Below are 19,813 nucleotides of genomic sequence, written 5' to 3' on the forward strand. Positions count from 1 at the left end.
TTTAAAAAGTACTGAGTATCCTTGTTCTACGGCTAGCAGACCGAATCCAATGGCCAGATGTGTTTTGCCTACTCCTGGAGGTCCAAGAAAGAGAATATTAGAGCCACTGCCAGCCCAGGACAGCGTTTTAAGTTCCCGAATGACAGCAGTATCGATACAAGGCTGCACCGAGAAGTCAAACTCCTCAAGGGTACACTTGCGAGGAAAATGGGCTGCCATAGTTCCAATCCTTATTCTGTTTTCCTCACGACGGCTAATCTCACGACTAAAGACAAACTGCAAAATTTCTCTTGGATTCATTCTGCTGTTTGTAGTTTCACTGATAATTTCCTCAATGTGATCTCTGCAGAAAGTCAGATTCAGCCTGTCAGCCATAGCAACAAGATTGTTATCAGATGCCATTACCATGCGCCTCCAGTAACTTTTGCATACTCATCGAGTGAACGTGACAGGCTGTTCTGCCCCCACGTTTCATAATCGGGACTAACGTCATTAAAAATTTTAATGGTTGATTTTTCCTGCAATTTTGCAGTATAAAAGGAAGTGGCCTTATCTATTCTGATAACTTTATTATCATCATCGTGGAAGATGATTTCTGTGTCTGTTATCTGAATAAATACGCTTTGATTGGAGTACTGCTCTGGTAGTTTATACAATCTGTTCTCGACGCGGATAAGGCCACACTTGTCTGCCTTTCTGGTTTCCTCACGTATGTTTGTAAAAAATACTCTGTCAACAGTCCTGAGTTCAGATCGTTCCTTTTGTGTAAATCTTTCTGCCGGGGTTTCAGCTTGTATGCCGGAGGTATGAACCAGTGAAAGTTTCCTTACGTCTGAGTATTTCACCAACCATAAATCTATCCACTTCTGTAAGTCCTCAAGAGAATCAAAGTTTCTGCCCGGTAGTGCATTTTCCTTGAAATACCTTACCATACGTTCACATTTACCTTTAGAGCGTGGTTTATATGGCGTACACGCGATAGGCTTAACATTCCAATAATGGCAGAATGCCTTATACCTTTCATTAAATCTAAGCTCACCGCTGTTGTGTACTGTAACCAGACATTTTGTATTATCTGAGACTATTGCCAGAGGAACTCCTCCGAAATGTCTAAAAGCATTCTCAATTCCATTAAGCCATGCTTCAGTATTTTCTGCCGTAAACGCCTTTACGTAAATTCTTCTCGAATAACCGAGAACACTAACAAAAAAGTGAATCCTGACATTACTCCCGCCTATCATCACATCCTGTTCTCCAAAATCTATCTGCAAGTGCTCACCAGGTTGGGTTTCATAGCGGCAGGGAATTGATTTGCCACGATTCTTCAGTTCCTTTCTAAACTGTTTGCAGAAAATCTGTAACCCTCGTAAATTAGCACTGCCATCATATGATTCCTTAAGTTTTCTCAGCAGAGGTACACAGTGTCCATTCATCTCGAGAAACAGCTCTTTAATTGTTTCTCTGTTGATCTTCAGATAGTTATTAAAGCTGTCCTGTACCGGAGCCTTGTACTTTGGGGTTCCGTTCATGTATTTGCGAACAGATTGCCTTGAAATTCCCAATTTTCTGGCTATATCCCTGATAGACTTTCCTTGTTTAGAAAGTTCATGGATCTGATTTTGAAATATTGAATCAAACATTCTGGAATACCCATTTTCTTTTATACGATATTCCGATATTTTATGTTTTTTAGATCTTTTCATGACCACTCCATTATCTATTTGTTTCATAATTTATAGGTGGTCAACTTTTATTCGTTTAGGTGGTCAACTTTTGCGATCGTTTAACAGATGCATCAAAGTTTGCTCCCATAGCCGCAGCAGAGGAGGAAACAGCGTCCTTCATGGCTGTCATTTCCTCGGCAATTTTGGAGAGTGAATCCGAGAGAGCAGACGTATCGGCAGAAAGCCTGATGGTGCTGTCGTTCATTTTGAGTTCCTTAAAAACGAAAAAAGGATCTCGGTTAGGAGATCCTTTAAGGGAAATGGTTTTTGTTTTGGGATTTTATTGTCTGTTCAATTCTTCTAACAAGAGACATCCAAGAGGTTGTTCTTTAGCACATGATTTTTCTAGATATTTCCTGGCCTGCTGTTTATCGTTGGAGAAGTATAATTTACCTAAACCATAACACCCTGAAATACCATCTAAGCTACAGGCTTTTTCATAATATTTTTTTGCAATGTCTTTATTGAGAGTTTCTTCTAGTTGCCCCATAAATTCACAGCTACGGCTATCATTAAATGTGTTACATGCTTTTTCAATAAATGTTTTAGCTAGATCTAAATTCTGTTTAACCTCATTATGATTTAGAGCAATACCCAACCCCGAAGCAAAACAGATGTACCCCATTAACTTTGTGTTTGGGAAATTTGAATTACTCAAATTACAGATTTTTCCTTGCAATGCATCAGAATCAAGTTCTGGGTGTGGATCTTTATGCAAAACAACAAAACAGCCATAAATATCATTAGCTTTACATGCCGTTCTACATAATGATAAATCCTTGTCATTGATTTGCTCTTCATTGCCGTTAGTTGAACTTTTGAAATACCCATTTGCTAATTCTTCACATCTTGGAAAATCACCGGCATGTGAAATGTTTAATAGCGTCAGACAGAATGACAATGATAGACAAAATATTTTAGTTTTCATTATTTTATACATTTCTATTTAATCCAGTTTTTCAATCAGGCACTGGTGATCCTTGGTCTTGGTGCTGTAATTTATTCCGACAAGTATGATATTTCTGTACTGTCCGGCATAGCGTTTGAAATATTCTTTTTCCTTTATCTGCTTAATGGCTTCTTCGGCAGAGTCGTCATACTTAAACTCAATCAGAATAAGAGGCTGTCTCCTTGTTATCGGCTCATACACTAAATCAACACGCCCCTTACCTGCCTGATCCTCACGATGGTAGCTGTAATCATCAAGAGTTGACCATAAAAGACCGGTCATCACGCAGTATGTGAGAGATTCTTCATCGTTGTAATCGAGAAGAGATACTACTGAGGAATTGTGAATATCCTGAATAATTGTGGCTACGGTTGTTCCGTCAAGTTCCCTGATAGCTTTGAGCAGGTTTTCTGAACGTCTGATGGTTTCCATTCGTTCATACCAGTTCTGCTCTCTGACAATATCCATCAGCACTGCTTTGATTTCAGCATTCGGAACATAGGCAACTTTACGATATTGATTTTTGGTTTCTGAACATCCAAGGTAACCGAGGCATACCAGAAGACTGAATACATCATTTTTATCTTTTATGGTTACCATATCATTCTGGAAATTGGCACAGCTGAAAGTAACTTCATCACCTTCGATTAAATTGATGATGTCTTCCTTTATGCCGTCAAAATCCATATTGATCAAACGTACAAATTCCTCATTGGACGAAGTTCCGCTCCAGTAACTGATACATTCATTTCTAGTTACTGCCTTACACACTGAGTTAGGGTTGTAAATATCCACACCTTTGATTTTATAACCCTCGTACCATTCCTTTAAATCCTGATGTGACACTTTACAGTTAGGTGATTTTACAATATTCGCTACTTCATCTTCAGTAAAACCAAAGTAAGGAGCATAATCTCCCGGGGAAAGCATGTTATATTCATCAAAGCCGTTGAGTGCAGACTGAGAGTTGTATTTTTTGATCGGAAGAATACCCGTAAGGTATGCAAGTGCGAAGCAAACCTGTCCACCATCAGCCTTAAACAAATTTTTTAACAGCTTAATAAATTTTTTCTGTAGAACTTCATCGTTACAATATTCCCGATACACCAGGTCCCATTCATCCATAATAAAAATGAATTTGGTATTCAAATCCTGAGTAATCGCAAGTAAAGTTTCCAAAAGACCGGTATTTTCAATCTGATGCTTTTCAAGACATTCTGAAAATTCACTGCTTGATTTTAATTCTTTAATTATTGAATACTCGAAATAGTCAACCAGATCATTAACGCCATCTACCTTCTGTTTCTTGTTGGAATAGCCGTCAAACAATCCGTCAATGGTATTCATATCAATATAAATGACATCGTATTTGTTGAGGTGTTTTTCGTAACTGGCTTTAAATTCATTATTCGTTATTTTTAGATTATCAAAAATATTTTGACCGGCATATCCTTTGGAATAGTAGGCTGACAGCATATGAGCTGTTACTGTTTTACCAAATCTACGGGGACGGGTTACTGCAAAGAAGCGGTTATCTTCATTCAATCGCTTATTGGTTTTTTCAATAAAATCAGTTTTATCAACAAACAAATACTTATTTTCTCGATTTGCAAGTCTTATAAAGCTGTTTTCCTTGTCAGGATTCAGAATACTTCCCATGACTGTAACCTCCCCCAAACTCAACATCATCGGCTGTCATTTTATCACAGTGCCGAATTTTTATCCGTGATACAGGACGGAACTTCCCGTGAACAATTAGCCGTACTGTTTATATGTCAGTAATTTAACTAGTATCAGCAAATAATTCAACTGTTATCTTAAGCTTAATCTATTTATAAGTCATACATCAATAACGCTAACGTTTGTTCATCATTCGTTTAAACTTCTCAACCTCTCTGGCACAGTCGCTTTCCGTCATTCCGGCTTTATATCTTTCCTTCGGATGAGCCTCATAGTATTCCTCCTGAAATACCACCGCCCAATAGTTAAACTCGGTGGTGGGATATTCCAGAACTTCAGAGATTGGGCGGTGGATTTCCCGGGCAATTCTCACCGCCAGTCTGAATACAAAACTGCCCCGGATTAGTTTTTTAAGCTGGTCTCACTGGTGATATTGAGAGCCGAGAAGGCGTTAACCAGTGCGTTCAGCACCTTGTTCGGCACGGACTCCATAAAGACATTGAAGTCCTCCGGCTTTTCGGTAAGATTCCCGTCAGCGTCACAAAGGGATGCGTGCATCATCTTAAGGACACGAAGCTGTAAATCCTTCTCTCCTTCAAAGTCGAGACGTGCCTTGCCGGAAAGCTCACGGAGGTAAAAATCCACTCCGTCAATGGTAACCTTACTTGTTTTAAATTTCAGTGACTTGATCTGTTCAAGATAAGACATTATTCACCTCCCTTTCCTGTCTGTTCTTCATTCTCGGCATCTGCCCAGACAACATCACTTGCCTGTCTGCCGGAAACCTTAAGCTGCATAAAGCCGTCAGCCGAACCTGACATAATCTGATAGCCGAGAAGCTTCAGATCGTAGGAGGCCATGGTACCGTTCGGCCACTGATGTCTGATGCGGACAGTCTGCTGTGTCTTGGCGGCATCAATGAGTGCCTTCTGATCAGCATCGTCATCGTAAAAGTAGATGGTGAGTTCCTTTTCAGAGGAATCCTTAAGTCCTCCGCGATACATCTTGCGGTTATCATCAATGGTGGTGCATTCCACTGATTCGGCAATATCACCGATGTCTCCGATTTCTTGCGCTCCCCTGAGAGCTTTCCATGTTGTACCTCCGTCTGCGGAGAACTGGGAATGTGTACCTCCGAGAAGTACAGGCTCCTTAGGTTCATAATCATAAAGCTGTTTATGTGCCATCTGGCTTATCTCCTATTTCAGTAAATCTGCCATGGCGGTTTCAACCTGCTGAACCACAATGGCTGTTGCGTTCTGATCCACTCTGCGCTGGATCGCTTCCATAAAATGACGGGCGGTGATGCCCTTTACCTTTCTGCCGTGCTGACTTGCTTTCTTTTTAGCCAAATCTGCCGTCAAGAAATACCAGGCAATGCAGAATGCTGTATGCGCAGATAACCGAGCGAGAGGATTGTTCAGATTCTATGGAGCGAACCGTACCGGGAGGTTCTCGAGCAAAATCGTACAGCTTCAGAATCTAGCGAGGAACAGCATGAGTGATTTAGACCAGGCTCGGGCTCTTGTCCGCTCAGGTGATTACGAGTCTGTTTCAATGCTCTATGAGGATGTACCCGATACTCTGTCTCAGCTTGTCCGTACAGCCTTTATTCCACCTAAGGGAAAGCTCTTTTATGTTGCTGACTTTTCTGCCATTGAAGCCAGGGTGATTGCCTGGCTTGCCGGGGAGAAATGGCGTATGGAACTCTTTAAAAACGGCGGTGATATTTACTGCATGAGTGCCAGTCAGATGTTCAAGGTTCCCGTTGAGAAGCATGGCGTGAATGGGCATTTGAGGCAGAAAGGTAAAATAGCGGAACTCGCCTGTGGTTACGGCGGAGGCGTCGGTGCGTTAAAGGCCATGGGAGCTCTGGAGATGGGACTCAAAGATGATGAACTCCAGCCCCTGGTTACCGCATGGCGTAATTCCAATCCCAACATAGTGAAGTTCTGGTGGGCAGTAGACAATGCTGTCATGAAGACCATAAAGGAACGGATAACCACTGAAACGCATGGACTGAAATTCACTTGCAGAAGCGGCATGTTTTTTATCACTTTACCGTCAGGCAGAAAGCTTGCCTATGTAAAACCCCGCATCGGCATAAACCAGTTCGGCGGTGAGAGTGTTACCTATGAAGGCATCGGTGCCACCAAAAAATGGGTGCGTATTGAAAGCTACGGTCCCAAGTTCGTGGAAAACATCGTGCAGGCAATCGCCAGAGACATTCTCTGCTATGCCATGCAGACCTTACGCCATTGCAGTATCGTGATGCACATACATGACGAAGTAGTCATTGAGGCAGATTCACAGATGAGCCTTGATGCAGTCTGTGAACTTATGGGACGCACGCCTCCCTGGGCTGAAGGGCTCATTCTGCAGGCTGCGGGGTATATATCTCTTTTCTATAAAAAAGATTAAAGTCCTCCTCTTCTAAACTGAACATTATAAACCTATAAAATTGGCCAAAAATTCAAGTAACTACAAATACAGAGAGTAAGACAACTAGTTTATTACGAAGATAAGATGTTATTTAAAACCCCAGAAGTTTCATTATTATTTTCACTGTTAGTCGATATTTTAGTAGAGTCAAACTTAAAATTTTCATATTGATTAAAATCAAAATTATTACCTAATTTTGATATTGCGTAGGAAACAATTTCTGTATTTGCATAGTATGCGTCATATCTGCCGTAAAGTTGATTGTTAGAATTAATAACTGAAATTAATTTAAGATATTGCTCTTTAGTCATATTAGCTAACAACGTACTTATTACAAATTTGTATCTTTGGCCTGCTTGAGAATAATTCTCACTTCTATTAAAGTACTCAATACAGTAATCAACAAATATCGATAATTCGCCAATTTCCCCATAAGTTTTTTTCATAAAATTAAATACTATATTGTCAATATTGCTATAAAAATTTTCTGACATTAGTTTCTGTATATGTTTCTTATAATTACAATCAACAAACCATGATATTTGTTTTCCTAGGGCATTTTTTTCAACAAATGATTTAATAATATCTTTGATTTCATTACCAAGATTTGAGTACGCTTTAGGATTTAGGGCTAGAAAGGCACATAATCTCGTACAACTAACGTCATCTGGACTTATTTGAGTAAACATACGCTCGCTTTTAATATAATCACAAATATCATGAATCTCTATATATAAGAATTCTAGAACCCATAGATTAAGTCTAATATTCGATGTACACTTTTCGTCATTTGGTAAGCAAAAGCATAATTTCCAAAAAGATCTAAACATTTTTTTCTTCATGTCGTTAGTCATATAGCGAAAATATTTTCGCGATACATAACTCCGAAATTTATCTTTATCATTTATATAAATTTCTTTCTTATCTTCCAGATCCTTCAACATCATTTCTAGAACATTACTAATAAAAATTGGAGGCTTGATTAAAACACCTTCTAACATATTTTTAATGTGACAAATGGCCATTTCTTTTGAGGGTTCAAAAAGTTCATAATTTTCATTTAAAGAAGGGTGTGCACAAAAATTTCTATGATCTTTAAGATGACAAATGTTTGTGTAAGTAGCATCGTCTAAAAGATTGGTTTGTTTGTATATTTTTTCAACTAAATCTTTTTCCCATTTCGATTTTGATATCGAATTATCTTTTGATTGTCTATTATCATCGATCTCGCTTAGTATTAAATTTGCTTGTTTATCATCATAAACATCAGATAATTCTTTAAGTTTTAGTAATAAATCACATATTACCACTGAATATAAGATTACAACAGCCGATCTGTACCTACCATCTGAATAACTACTTATCACTTCAGAAAAATAACGTTGTGTCTTTTCAAAATATATCTTTTCCGATTCTGGTATGTAAATCATTCCCCCCCCTTTTTTTATTTTAGTTAATATTCAAAATACACAAAAATTTTTTAGCAACAGAGAATTATAAGACATAGCTTAATCCTGAGTCACAATATTAGTAATTAAAAACTTTAAAGCACAAACACCAGCTCATTATTTGCACATAAACTATATCGCTAAATCCATCAACATAAAAGATTATTTATATTAGGTAGAATCGTTGTAAGCTAAATCAAATAATGTATATTTCGTGGTTGACAATGAAATAACAACACGTATTTCATCTTTTCCACCATTGATTACTTGAGCCTTTTCGGTTTAAAACCCCAAAGCATCAGATTCCTCAAGGATATAATTATTTATTGTGCCACTTATGACGGAATATATGTTCAATTTTCCACTTAATTCAGAGTTAATCCTTAACTTCTTCATCCTTGTTTTTAATATTTTTTCCGTCAGAATAACGCCATGCAATCCTGCCATTTACCGGACACCCTTTTATACATGAAGCGGCAGCTGATGGACTTGAAAATTTTACATCCACTGTAAATATTCCGTTCTTAACTTTTCCTTCGCGCAATAACGCATCTCTAATTTTTACAATTGATGGTTTACATGAGGTGCACTCATTCATCACAAAAGAGGAGCTTTTTAACACGAGGAATCCATCATCACATATTTTTCCTCTTGCAGTTACATTACCTATAAGGTGAAGTATATTTGATTCATCTAATGGAGATTCAAAGTCATCATTAGTATCTGTTGTTGTCTCTGTTTGTAAAGAATGAATAGTCGAACTATCGTGAGAAGATAAAGTATTATTTTTCCTTTTATTACCTACTCTTTTATTTGTATTTTGATCCTTTTTGAATACTTTAATCCCTATTAATTCCAGAATAAATATTGCTTCCTCTAAATATTGTTCTAGTTCAGCCTGTCGAAATTCATCAACTTTTTGAGGATTTCCTCTTTTCTTATTATCTGTATCAGATTTACCCGCTGCAGTAGCTAGATCTATCAATCTAGATTCAAGATAATCAATATCAGAAGCATTAAAACTATCATCTTTAGTGGTCATCAGTATAACTCGAGACCACCAATCTTTATCGGCTAAATGCTGCTTTGTACGGCGTTCTAAATCTCTAGCCTGCCCCACGTAAACAAGTTGTTCTGACAGTAGAAGATAAACGCCATATTTCTTACAATCAGCCCGGCTAACCAAATCCTCTATTGAATCTCTTGGTGCAGCGTACATTTTTCCACTTTCCCAAGCTGAATTCGAAATATTTATAACACCATTTATTGAACCGCTGTAAAGAAGCATTTTAATGGTCTTTGTTTTTGTACTCATTCGATAACCCACCTTTGGAAAGTAAACTCTTTATAGAATTATGAACAACAGACTCTTAATACTTTATTGTCAACATTTTAGTATTTTGACAATAAAAAATTCAATCCGGTAATACCTGTGTTGATAGACATCAATAAAAACATGCTATACAAATTGCGATCGCCATAACTATTTCAAGCTTTTAACCATTTTTCTGTAATAATCATAAACCATAACCAACCGCAAATCTGAATATCGGTGACAACTTATCATGCTCCGTAATTATTTTCTGTGAACTATTGAAAGAAATTGTTATTGTAAATACCTCTTGCCTTTTCTTTATTCAGTACTGATAATTTGCATTATGAGAAGTTCAGCGACGGTTCTATTACTTGCATTGAAGATATAATTCCATTCACATTACCGAACGGATGGCGTTGGAGTCGTTTAAGTTCACTGTGTTCAGATATCCAGTACGGTGTAAGTAATTCTGCGGAAAATAGCGGTTCTCATAGATTGCTCCGCATAACTGATATTCAAGATGGAAAAGTTGAATGGGATAAAGTACCTTTTACGACTCTACAAAGTCCAGAACAATACAGACTTATGACCGGAGATATTGTCTTTGCGAGAACGGGGGCAACAGTCGGAAAGTCTTTTCTTATTAAAGAGCTTCCTTTCGATTCTGTATACGCTTCATATCTTATTCGAATTCGCGTAATTGGAAAGCTATCACGAGATTATGTATATGATTTTTTTAACAGCAAGTGTTATTGGAATCAAATTACAGATAAGTCTGTTGGTGTTGGTCAGCCAAATTGCAATGGTTCTTCTTTGAAAGAATTGCTTATCCCTGTTCCTCCAATTAATGAGCAGGAATTAATCATTAAATCGATCAAAAATCTTCAGTTGTATTCAAATATCATTGAATCGCAGCAAACAGATCTAAAATCTTTACTCTTAAAATGTAAATCAAAAATTCTAGATCTTGCAATTCGTGGTAAGCTTGTCTCTCAAGATCCTAATGATGAACCAGCTTCAAAGCTACTCGAACGCATACGACACGAAAAGGAAGAACTCATCAAGGCAGGTAAACTCAAACGAGATAAACGAGAATCTGTTATATTCCGTGGTGAGGATAACTCTTATTATCTGAGAACCGGAAAACTTGTAGAACCTTTAACAGATTGGTCTTTCGATAATTTGCCTACAAATTGGGAAATATGTTGCTTTGGAGAAATATGTAACTATGGTGATTGTATTAATACGGAATCATCAGTAATTGAAAACAGTGCGTGGATATTAGATCTTGAAGATATAGAAAAAGATACAGGCAGAATTATATCTCGTGTTAGCAAAGCAGATCGTCCATCTATTAGCACTAAGCATAAATTTCATAAAGGGCAAGTTTTATACAGCAAACTGCGTCCATATTTGAATAAAGTAGTTCTCGCTGATAGAGATGGTTATTGTACGTCGGAAATTCTTCCACTGGAATTTCATGCAGAAATAATACCTGAGTATGCTCGTTACTATTTAATGTCTCCAACATTTTTACGCTACGCAGATAAATGTTCCTATGGAGTAAAAATGCCTCGTTTAGGAACGAACGATGGGAAAAAAGCTATATTTCCTTTGCCGCCCGTAAATGAGCAAAAAAGAATAGTAAAGCAAATTGAATTCATGTTTTCCCATCTAAGTGTTATTGAAACCAGTGTTCAATAACAGAACGATAATTTTACCAGGTTACAATCTTGTTCACCAAAGCTTGTTGTTCGCTCGCAGTTCTCCGTAAGTAAATTCTAGTGGTCTCGATACTTTCATGCCCCATTAGATCTGCGAGCAAGGCTATATCGTTGAATTTTTCCAAAAAATTTTTGGCGTAACGGTGTCGGAATGAATGGGGATAAACCACTTTAGGATCAAGTCCATACTTATTGGCGAAATTTTTAAGTTGTTGTGATATTCCTCTGGTAGAAACCCTTTCACCATATCGGTTAAGGAATAAATATCCAGTTGAACGTTTTTGATTATTCAACCATTCCAGGGTTTCTTTCTGAAGCTTCTTTGGGATGTATAACCGCCGTAGTTTTCCTCCTTTGGAGTAAAGATCGAAATAACCACTGTTCACGTGTTCCACCTTAATCTGTACAAGTTCACTGACTCGCGCCCCCGTAGCAGCAAGATACCATACAACAAAATACCATGATTCATTCCCGTCAGCTTTTAACTTATTCTTCAAAAATTGATAATCTTCGTTGCTGATTACATTTTCCAAAAAGTTCTTCTGCTGAATTTTCACAGCTTTCAATTGAAGCGCTTGTTTACCTGAAAAAGCAAGGTACTTGTTTATTCCTTGGATTCGGAGGTTAACTGTTTTCGGACTAAATTTCTCCATCAGATAACCTTTGTATTCAAGCAAAGTATTTTCTGAAACTTTATTGTGTTTTTCAAAAAAATGCTCGACAGTCCATACATATGATTCTATTGTGTTTGCTGCCAAACTATTACTTTGCAGATAACGTTTAAATTCATGCAACTGTTCCATGATGACCTCCTATTGATTGCGAAGTTGCTACGCAATTATAGGCGTAAGGTGTTATGACTCTTATTATGAGAAGTTAATGGGGAGCTCAATTGAAAAGCAGATTAAGATTCCTTTTGATTTACCTAACGGTTGGGTATGGGGTCGAGGAAGGGACTGTTTCTCAGACATGACAAATACGATACCAACAGGGATTGATTTTGATTACATAGACATAGATTCAATTGATAATCGAGAACATAAAATCACAAAACCGAAGCATTTGAATGTATCAGATGCTCCCAGTCGGGCCAAACGTGCTGTTTACACAGGTAGTGTTTTATTTTCTCTAGTTAGACCATATCTTCAAAATATAGCTAGAGTTTCTGAAAAACACAAAGATTGTATAGCCTCAACTGGATTTTATGTTTGTAATTCAAACGGAGTATTGTCTTCAGAATACCTGTTCTATTTAATGACATCTCCTTACGTAATTAACGGATTAAATCAGTTTATGAAAGGTGATAATTCACCATCTATAAACAAAGATGATATTGAGAATTGGTTATACCCAATCCCTCCACTCCCGGAGCAGAAAAGGATCACATATCAAATTGAAAAACTGTTAACACAAATTACTAAAATTGCTAGTGCATTAAAGTAAGACTTTCTTCAATTGAAGATAGTTTTCTAGTTATGCTATGGACAAGTTTAACTATTCTTTGCTGTTCTTCATATGGAGGAATAGGCAGTCTGATCTTCTGGATAGTTAATGGTTTTAGTTCTTTTTGATTTGTAGAACCTTCTCCCATCTCTTCAATTTTTCTTTGCATGAATTTTAAATAAAAGAATAGATATGAAGGTTCTATGTTTTTTGCAGCGCGCACAACTGTAACATGTGAATCAGGTACTATCGGGATATGGTGAGGATTATCATTATTGTGATAGATTCCAATTCTTCCAAGAGTTCCAGTTCCCGTTGAATTGATAACTATATCGCCATCAAGCATATACTCATCGGTACTGTACCTATTTGTAGACGCTCTATCAAGCCATAGCGCAGTACTTATGTCGATTTCCCCTGTCTTCCGATTACATTTTTGAGCAAAAGCAAGGATATTTCCTTCATCGGCGTACTTCGGTGCACGTCCCCTTTTAATCTCTTTGGAACAACAATCTTGTAATTCACACCATACCCAGTTTTTAGGCGACATGAATGGTAGCTCATCATCAATGCACTTGATAGTTCCATCGCTGAACTTCTCATAATAAGAGTTATCTTCACCACGGAAGATGACTGATTCACGCTTATCTCGTTTGAGTTTACCTGCTTTAATGAGTTCATCTTTCTCTTTACGAATACGCTCTAAAAGGACAGACGCAGGTTCATCATTAGGATCTTGAGGAACTAGCTTACCTCGAATAGCTAGATCAAGAATTTTGGTTTTAGTTTGCTCAATAAATTGACTCAATTCCGCTTTATTTTTGTTAATTGAATCAATACGTGAAAGCAGTGTACCTATAGTAGATGCTATTCTATACTGCTCTTTAACAGGTGGTAACGGAAATAATAATGGGTTTATATCTTTATTGTTGATTTGAGGTATACTTGTTCCTGAGTTTATTTCACTAATATCTATTGATAAAAACCAATAATAACAATACATAAGATATACAGGTGAAATAGGAGTAAATGCCATTGTATTCAGATCTACAATTATTTCCTCTCTTAAAACCAATTTCTTTTTGTTTGTTGCTATGGCTCCACCTCGTTTGGGGAAGATAACACTGTTACGTGGAACCAGGTGAGAACTACTATAGTCATCAAGATATTGCATGGAAGTCACTATTTCGAAAGAGTTTTCGGGTAAATTCATATCACCAACCTTTACGTAAAGTTTTTTACCCTCTCTTTTTTCCTGCTCAATTGGATAAGACGTTCCGCTCATTAATTTGATAATGTTACCAAATCTTGTCCATTTCCATCCTTTTGGCAAAGCAAATGGTATTTCATTCTCTATACATTCTATAGAGCCGTCATTGAACTTCTCATAATGCAAATTATCATCACCAACAAATATGATTGTATCGTTCTTTAGATCTTTGGCTTTAAGCTTTCCATCCTTTACCATCTGCTGTTTTTCAGCACGAATTCTATCCAATAAAACGGATGCAGGTTCATCATTAGGATTCTGAGGAACAAGCTTGCCTCTGATGGCTAGATCCAAAATTTTCTGTCGTAATGCTTTAGTATCCATTACTCTTCAATATCCCCTATAAGTTTTTCAAGTTTAGCTACCGCAGATGAAATATTGTTAGATTTCTCCTTAATCTGTTCTAAAAGCTCATTAAGGGTAAAATCATCTGTATCCATCCCTGTCTTTATCCAAGTGATGTCTAAGCTTGTTTTGTCTCGAGATAGAATTTCTTCGTATGAAAACTTACGCCATCTGCCATTTGGATTGCTGTCGCTATAAGTTTCTACACGTGATGATAAATCACCGTCTTTATAACACTCTATAAACTCAGCGAAATGACTTTCTTTTAGAGGATTTGTTTTACCAAATGAAGGCATATCTGAACGAAGATCATAAATCCAGACCTCTTTTGTATTCCCTTTGTCAGTTTTGCCTCGGGTAAAAAACAATACATTTGTTTTAACACCTTGAGCATAAAAAATCCCTGTAGGTAAACGAAGAATAGTATGAAGATTACATTTTTCCATTAAATCCCTACGGATTTTTTCACCGTCGCCATCCGCAAATAGAACATTATCCGGTAAAACAACTGCGGCTCTGGCGTTACCTCTTGTATTTAAACTTCTGTATATGTGCTGTAAAAAGTTTAACTGCTTATTGCTTGTAGGATAAGTAAAATCATCGCGCAATGCTCGTTCACCTCCTTTTTTAGTACCAAAAGGAGGATTACTCAATACAACATCAAAATCTTTAAAACTCTTTCCTACTTCTGAAAGAGTATCCCCTCTAACTATCGTACTATCAATATCATGCAAATTAGCATTCATTAAAGCTAGTCTGTGAGTTTCAGGAACCAATTCGCACCCTGTAAAAGCTCTAGTTCTTTCGAATTCAGATTCATCAACATCCAAATCATAAAAGTTATCGGTACGCTCTTTAACATACTGGTGAGCGGCAATCATAAAACCAAATGTACCACACGCCGGGTCATTACATTTTTCACCAGGTTGCGGCTTAATCAGATTTGTCATTACATAAATCAATGGCCTTGGAGTAAAATACTGTCCGGCCCCAGATTTCTTTTCATTAGCATTTTTTTCCAATAACCCTTCGTAAAGATCTCCGAGTCCTTCTTCTTTAGCAGAAAACCAATCCAGTTCATTAATACTGATTATTATTTTTGCTAGGTTTTTCGGTTCTTCAATCTTGGATATGGCCTTTGCATAAATATCTTTAACACCACTTTGTTCTTTGCCAAGTTCATCTAGAAGTTGTTTATAAAAATTCTTTAAACCAGTTCCATCTTCCTTCCTTGCTAGCAAATCATCCCATCTGTACCCTTCGGGAATTTTAGATTCATTACTTGTTTCTTTAGACATTTTTAAATACAAAATATATGTCAACTCAGTAACATAATCCTGATAAGTAATACCATCATCTCTCAGGACATTACATAGATTCCATAGTTTTGCGACTATTTCTGAAGTTTTCATTATGTTATGCTCTCAATCTATTATCGTAGAATAAATACTGGTTCAATTCATTGAAGTAACATTCTAGTTGATCATAAAAGATTACGTGATCAATTCTTGCGAACCCACCCTCAGCCCTAAAACGAGAATCGTCATTCACTGAGTTTTTGTTTAGCATGCTTTCTTCATCATTGAGTAGATATTTTTTAAATCTCTCAAGCCAATTCTTTTGTTTTTTCTCTAATTCTGGATGTGCTAAATAAAGTTTTTCAAAAGCTCTTTCAACCTTAACCTTATGATCTTCAAATTCCTCATTCATGATAACATTTCTGATAATAGTAATTATATCCGCACTTATTTCTGCATTTGATTTTCTGACTTTTTGTAAGGCTGTTACTAATTGCTTTTTTGTAAATTTTTCAACTTCTAATTTATTGAGAAGTGTGATTAGGTCATTCCTTGTAAGATCACTAGGTCTAGTACATATCATTGTCAAGATTGATTGATTTTCATCGTTATCATTGATGTATTTTTTAAAAGCCTCAAGGTAATCTTCTGGCTTTTTATATTTTTCACCGTATAACTGCTCCTTTTCTATAAAAGAATCTTGCTTTTCTGAAATGAAAACAGGTTTATCGTTATTTTTGATGTCTTCAATTTTTTGGAACAATTCATCGTTCTTTATAAAGAATTCTTTTCTAGACTCTTCATCTTTTTGTTTATTAACTTGATCTACAAACTCATCAGGAGAAAAACCAGCTATTGTTTTAAATAACTTTAACGCATGATCATCCATCCTAGATTTTTTTCTTTGAAGTTTTGCCAAAAGAGCTTCTACGTAAAACTTTATTTCTTTATCATCTGTTGACTCTATGAGTTTCTTATAAAGCATCTTAAAGCTTATACTAGGTTTAGCTACAACAGGTTTCATATCACTCAATTTTGAAAGCCTATCTGTAATACCAACGGCATCATATATTTCAAAGTGATCCTTCTTTATCGTGTCACATTTTCGTGTAGCTCTACCTAACATCTGATCGTATAAAATTCTTGACTTTACGCATCTTAAAAAGACTAGCTTGGTTATGGATGGAACGTCAATACCTGTAGTTAGCAAGTCTACTGTTACAACAATACTTGGATATTTTTCAGTTTTGAATTTTCTTATAAATTGTTGAATTTTCTTTTGATCGCCATTCTCTATTTGTCCAGTAATCTTCATAATGGCATCATTATCAACACCTTCAGCACTATATATTTCCTTTAGTATTTTTACAATTAGATCGGCATGTCTATCGTTTACGGCATAAATGAGCGTTTTCCCCTCTATGTCTGGACTAGAAGGATCTATACATTTTGCTACTTGTTCCAACACTATTCTGTTAAAACTTTCAGAAATAACATTTCTGTTCAAATCCTCAACATCAAAATCGACTTCATCAGGTAGGTTAAATGAAACAACAGAATCTGATGTTTCTCGATGATAAAATCCTATCGTTTCATTTTTATCGTAGTGAATACCCTCTGTATTAAATTTAGTTTTCAACATGTATGGAGCATCATAATCAACTAAATTTCCATCTATTACAGCCTGCCGATAAGAATATACATATACTGGCTTTCCAAAAATTTCTGTGGTGTGGAGGGCAGGTGTGGCGGTCAACGCTACTTTTATACCTGTAAAATAGTCAACAACGGAACGGTATTTACTTTGATAATCCAATTGATTGCTGTACAATACTTCATCATCGGTCATTTCTTTGTCTAAAATATAACCTCGATGAGCCTCATCTATTATTATCATATCAAAGTCATTTACACCTGGCATATCAAAAGAAGATTCTCCTGATTCATGATAAAGAATTCTTTTAACCATGCTTTGAACCGTTGCTACTTGAACTTTGGTTTCTTTTTCTAGCTCTATATCTTTTAATTTATTTATGCTATAGATGCTATTCAAAGACATTGAATCCTCAATTTTTACATCCGTGAACACATCAAATGTTTGTTCTCCAAGTGAGTTTCTGTCTACAAGATAGAGAATACGTTTGCATGCTTTTGTTTTAAGAACTCTGTATATCAGCCCCAATATTGTCCTAGTTTTACCTGTGCCTGTGGCCATAGCTAGAAGAATCTTATCTTTGCCTTCTGCCATGCTATTTTCTACTGCTTCGATAGCCTCAATTTGATATTTTCGTAAATTTAGTCCATTAGGATCGCTGAGGAGATCATATGGTTCTCGCAACAAAGACTTCATGCTAGAGTCATTCCCCTCAAATTCTTCCATAAGTCCCATCGGACTCATCCAACCTCTTTGGGCTCTTGGGATGCTGTTAACTACTCTGAGGTCTAAAAACCAAATACCTGATTTTTGTTCATACTCCTTCAGATAAGGTCGCCCATTTGTCGCAAAAACAAAAGGTACTTGATATTTACCATAAGTACCAAGAATATACATCTCGTCATCTTTTCGAACATGTGTTGCGTAATCTTTGCATTGATCATCCATAACAGACATAACATCACGATGTTCTGCTTTTGCCTCTATAAAAGCGTATAATTTCACACCTATAAACAATGCGTAATCTGCAAAACCACCACGTGAACTTTTGTCAGTGACTTTCTCTGTCGGCCACTCAGCAATAGCTAAATTTCTTCCTTTTTGTGGTCTTGTCCCCTTGGAGTACCTGATGTTTTCTGTATCTACCTCCCATCCTACCGCTCGAAGCTGAGAATCAATTAATATTCTAGTTTCCGCCTCGGACTTCGGTCTTTGGTTCTCGGCTTTAATAGTAAGTTTTTTTATGTCCTCACACTTTTGTGCAGGTATTTTTTTAGCTTTTTCTTCATCTGCCTTGATTAATTTTTCTTCGTTAGCATCAGGTTTGTCGGCTATGGTATTCGCTTGAACCACAGTATTATTCTGTTTGTTTGCTACATTTTCCATAGGTGCAATAAATGCGGAAAATTTATAATTATGATCTACGAATACTGACATGAAATCTTGAGCAATACCGAAAGTCACTGCAAGGACTTGGATTGCTGTTTGTTTTGATTCAAACCCCTCATGTGCAGCTTTATTCCTAATTCTTCTGATCTCATCAATTAGACGTTTCTGTTGTCCAGAAATAAGGCTATTTTTATAGAGCTGCTCAGTTCTGCCTGCGAAGGTGTCATTATCTTTTGCCAAAGGAGGTAGATGATTCATGGAGCGAATTAAATTAACAATGTTTTCGCACAACATCCCTGACTTTATCATTGATGCATTAGGATCTGTAAAAACATATTCTTCAGCCTTTCCACCGAGTAATTCAAGAGACGGGAAAGAACTATTGAAAAATGAAAAGTTATGATTGTTCATAATCCTATTACCTCGCATCAGACAGAAAAATAAATAATACAAAGTATTAATGAGAATACAGAATCTCAAGTGTATGAAAACAGGAGTATTTGCATAGCTGTGTTCTTTATATCCTTAGATTAAACACTATCTAGAAAAATATTCTTTCACAAAATAATCTTTAGGATATTCTATTTAATATCAAAAATACATATCTGGGAAAAAATCAATGCACTTTTGGATAGTTTTGGAGCACTTTAGGTAATAACAGAATTACATTCTAAACTTAGCGCTGTTTATGTTGCAAACAAGAACAAAAAAACGTACATAAATAATTAAACTTTTACGGGCTACCTTATTCATACTCTTAGATGAACACATCTCCTAATCTAATATTTTAACTTTCATTTCTTTGGAAAATCCACAATATCGCACTTAGCACATATAATTTTGAGTCTAATTCCACAAATTCTGAGACTTTAAAAGACAATATGAAACGACCTCCACGAATGAATGCAAAACGTGGATTTACCGTGTAAACTGTAAACGTTAATAAAACAAAAACGGATTTACCGCATACATTGAATGAATTTACTACATACATTGAATGAAGGTCGTTATGAATAAGATAATATATATTGGAATGGATGTCCACTCTTCTAACTTTACTTTGTGCTCTTTTGAACCAGGTTATGGCATGTCTGAAGATAAAATATTCGGTCAGGTGCAGTTTAAGGATGAC

Annotated in this window: 18 protein-coding genes; 3 read left to right on the top strand and 15 right to left on the bottom strand. The window is 36.4% G+C overall.

What is annotated here, in order from left to right; all coding sequences use genetic code 11:
• From BMY80_RS09655 to BMY80_RS12265, 9 genes are all read right to left on the bottom strand, one after another.
• Window positions 1-408 (bottom strand): ATP-binding protein (locus BMY80_RS09655; protein WP_281242281.1); only part of this gene is annotated, 408 nt, incomplete at its 3' end.
• Window positions 402-1,730 (bottom strand): IS21 family transposase, encoded by a 1,329-nt coding sequence (istA, locus tag BMY80_RS09660; protein ID WP_093143193.1) that lies wholly within the window; start codon window positions 1,728-1,730, stop codon window positions 402-404. The genes BMY80_RS09655 and istA, both read right to left, overlap by 7 nt.
• A 28-nt stretch (window positions 1,731-1,758) precedes the next feature.
• Window positions 1,759-1,929 (bottom strand): hypothetical protein, encoded by a 171-nt coding sequence (locus BMY80_RS12260; protein WP_177178560.1) that lies wholly within the window; start codon window positions 1,927-1,929, stop codon window positions 1,759-1,761.
• A gap of 75 nt (window positions 1,930-2,004) precedes the next feature.
• Window positions 2,005-2,664, bottom strand: coding sequence for a tetratricopeptide repeat protein (locus BMY80_RS09665; protein WP_093143196.1), 660 nt, complete (start codon window positions 2,662-2,664; stop codon window positions 2,005-2,007).
• Between the two features lie 6 nt (window positions 2,665-2,670).
• Complete coding sequence (locus BMY80_RS09670; protein WP_093143198.1) at window positions 2,671-4,332, bottom strand: AAA family ATPase; 1,662 nt, start codon at window positions 4,330-4,332, stop codon at window positions 2,671-2,673.
• Window positions 4,333-4,528: 196 nt separating this feature from the next.
• A complete protein-coding gene (locus BMY80_RS09675; RefSeq protein ID WP_093143201.1) occupies window positions 4,529-4,726 on the bottom strand; it encodes a hypothetical protein in 198 nt (65 codons plus the stop codon).
• 29 nt (window positions 4,727-4,755) lie between these two features.
• Window positions 4,756-5,061, bottom strand: coding sequence for a hypothetical protein (locus BMY80_RS09680; protein WP_093143203.1), 306 nt, complete (start codon window positions 5,059-5,061; stop codon window positions 4,756-4,758).
• Window positions 5,061-5,540, bottom strand: a complete 480-nt coding sequence (locus tag BMY80_RS09685; protein WP_093143206.1) for a phage tail tube protein — start codon at window positions 5,538-5,540, stop codon at window positions 5,061-5,063. Before BMY80_RS09685 ends, BMY80_RS09680 begins: the two co-directional genes overlap by 1 nt.
• 12 nt (window positions 5,541-5,552) lie before the next feature.
• Window positions 5,553-5,705, bottom strand: a complete 153-nt coding sequence (locus tag BMY80_RS12265; protein ID WP_177178561.1) for a hypothetical protein — start codon at window positions 5,703-5,705, stop codon at window positions 5,553-5,555.
• 25 nt (window positions 5,706-5,730) lie between these two features.
• Here BMY80_RS12265 and BMY80_RS09690 point away from each other — a divergent pair, with 25 nt between their 5' ends.
• Window positions 5,731-6,774: a DNA polymerase gene (locus BMY80_RS09690; protein ID WP_245730131.1), complete on the top strand. Its 1,044-nt coding sequence runs from the start codon at window positions 5,731-5,733 to the stop codon at window positions 6,772-6,774.
• 92 nt (window positions 6,775-6,866) lie between these two features.
• On the opposite strand, the gene BMY80_RS09695 is transcribed toward BMY80_RS09690, so the two are convergent.
• Complete coding sequence (locus BMY80_RS09695; RefSeq protein ID WP_093143208.1) at window positions 6,867-8,225, bottom strand: hypothetical protein; 1,359 nt, start codon at window positions 8,223-8,225, stop codon at window positions 6,867-6,869.
• Between the two features lie 394 nt (window positions 8,226-8,619).
• Complete coding sequence (locus tag BMY80_RS09700; protein WP_093143211.1) at window positions 8,620-9,558, bottom strand: GIY-YIG nuclease family protein; 939 nt, start codon at window positions 9,556-9,558, stop codon at window positions 8,620-8,622.
• A 495-nt stretch (window positions 9,559-10,053) separates the two neighbouring features.
• On the opposite strand from BMY80_RS09700, the gene BMY80_RS09705 reads away from it, so the two are divergent.
• Window positions 10,054-11,262, top strand: a complete 1,209-nt coding sequence (locus BMY80_RS09705) for a restriction endonuclease subunit S (RefSeq protein ID WP_093143213.1) — start codon at window positions 10,054-10,056, stop codon at window positions 11,260-11,262.
• A 13-nt stretch (window positions 11,263-11,275) separates the two neighbouring features.
• On the opposite strand, the gene BMY80_RS09710 is transcribed toward BMY80_RS09705, so the two are convergent.
• Window positions 11,276-12,085, bottom strand: coding sequence for a tyrosine-type recombinase/integrase (locus BMY80_RS09710; protein WP_093143216.1), 810 nt, complete (start codon window positions 12,083-12,085; stop codon window positions 11,276-11,278).
• A 76-nt stretch (window positions 12,086-12,161) separates the two neighbouring features.
• Here BMY80_RS09710 and BMY80_RS09715 point away from each other — a divergent pair, with 76 nt between their 5' ends.
• Window positions 12,162-12,725 carry a restriction endonuclease subunit S gene (locus BMY80_RS09715; RefSeq protein ID WP_093143218.1) on the top strand — a complete coding sequence of 188 codons (564 nt, stop codon included), beginning with the start codon at window positions 12,162-12,164 and terminating at the stop codon, window positions 12,723-12,725.
• Here BMY80_RS09715 and BMY80_RS09720 read toward each other — a convergent pair.
• The 3 genes from BMY80_RS09720 to hsdR are packed head-to-tail and all read right to left on the bottom strand — an operon-like array spanning window position 12,709 to window position 19,092.
• Entirely contained in the window at window positions 12,709-14,319 is a 1,611-nt protein-coding gene (locus BMY80_RS09720) for a restriction endonuclease subunit S (protein ID WP_093143221.1), read from the bottom strand. The two genes, BMY80_RS09715 and BMY80_RS09720, sit on opposite strands and share 17 nt — an antisense overlap.
• Window positions 14,319-15,752, bottom strand: a complete 1,434-nt coding sequence (locus tag BMY80_RS09725) for a class I SAM-dependent DNA methyltransferase (RefSeq protein WP_093143223.1) — start codon at window positions 15,750-15,752, stop codon at window positions 14,319-14,321. The genes BMY80_RS09720 and BMY80_RS09725 overlap by 1 nt, the downstream gene beginning before the upstream one ends.
• Before the next feature lie 4 nt (window positions 15,753-15,756).
• Complete coding sequence (hsdR, locus tag BMY80_RS09730) at window positions 15,757-19,092, bottom strand: type I restriction-modification system endonuclease (protein ID WP_093143226.1); 3,336 nt, start codon at window positions 19,090-19,092, stop codon at window positions 15,757-15,759.
• Between the last annotated feature and the right edge of the window lie 721 nt (window positions 19,093-19,813).

Origin of the sequence: Ruminobacter amylophilus (assembly GCF_900115655.1) — a bacterium.
GTDB lineage: Bacteria > Pseudomonadota > Gammaproteobacteria > Enterobacterales > Succinivibrionaceae > Ruminobacter > Ruminobacter amylophilus.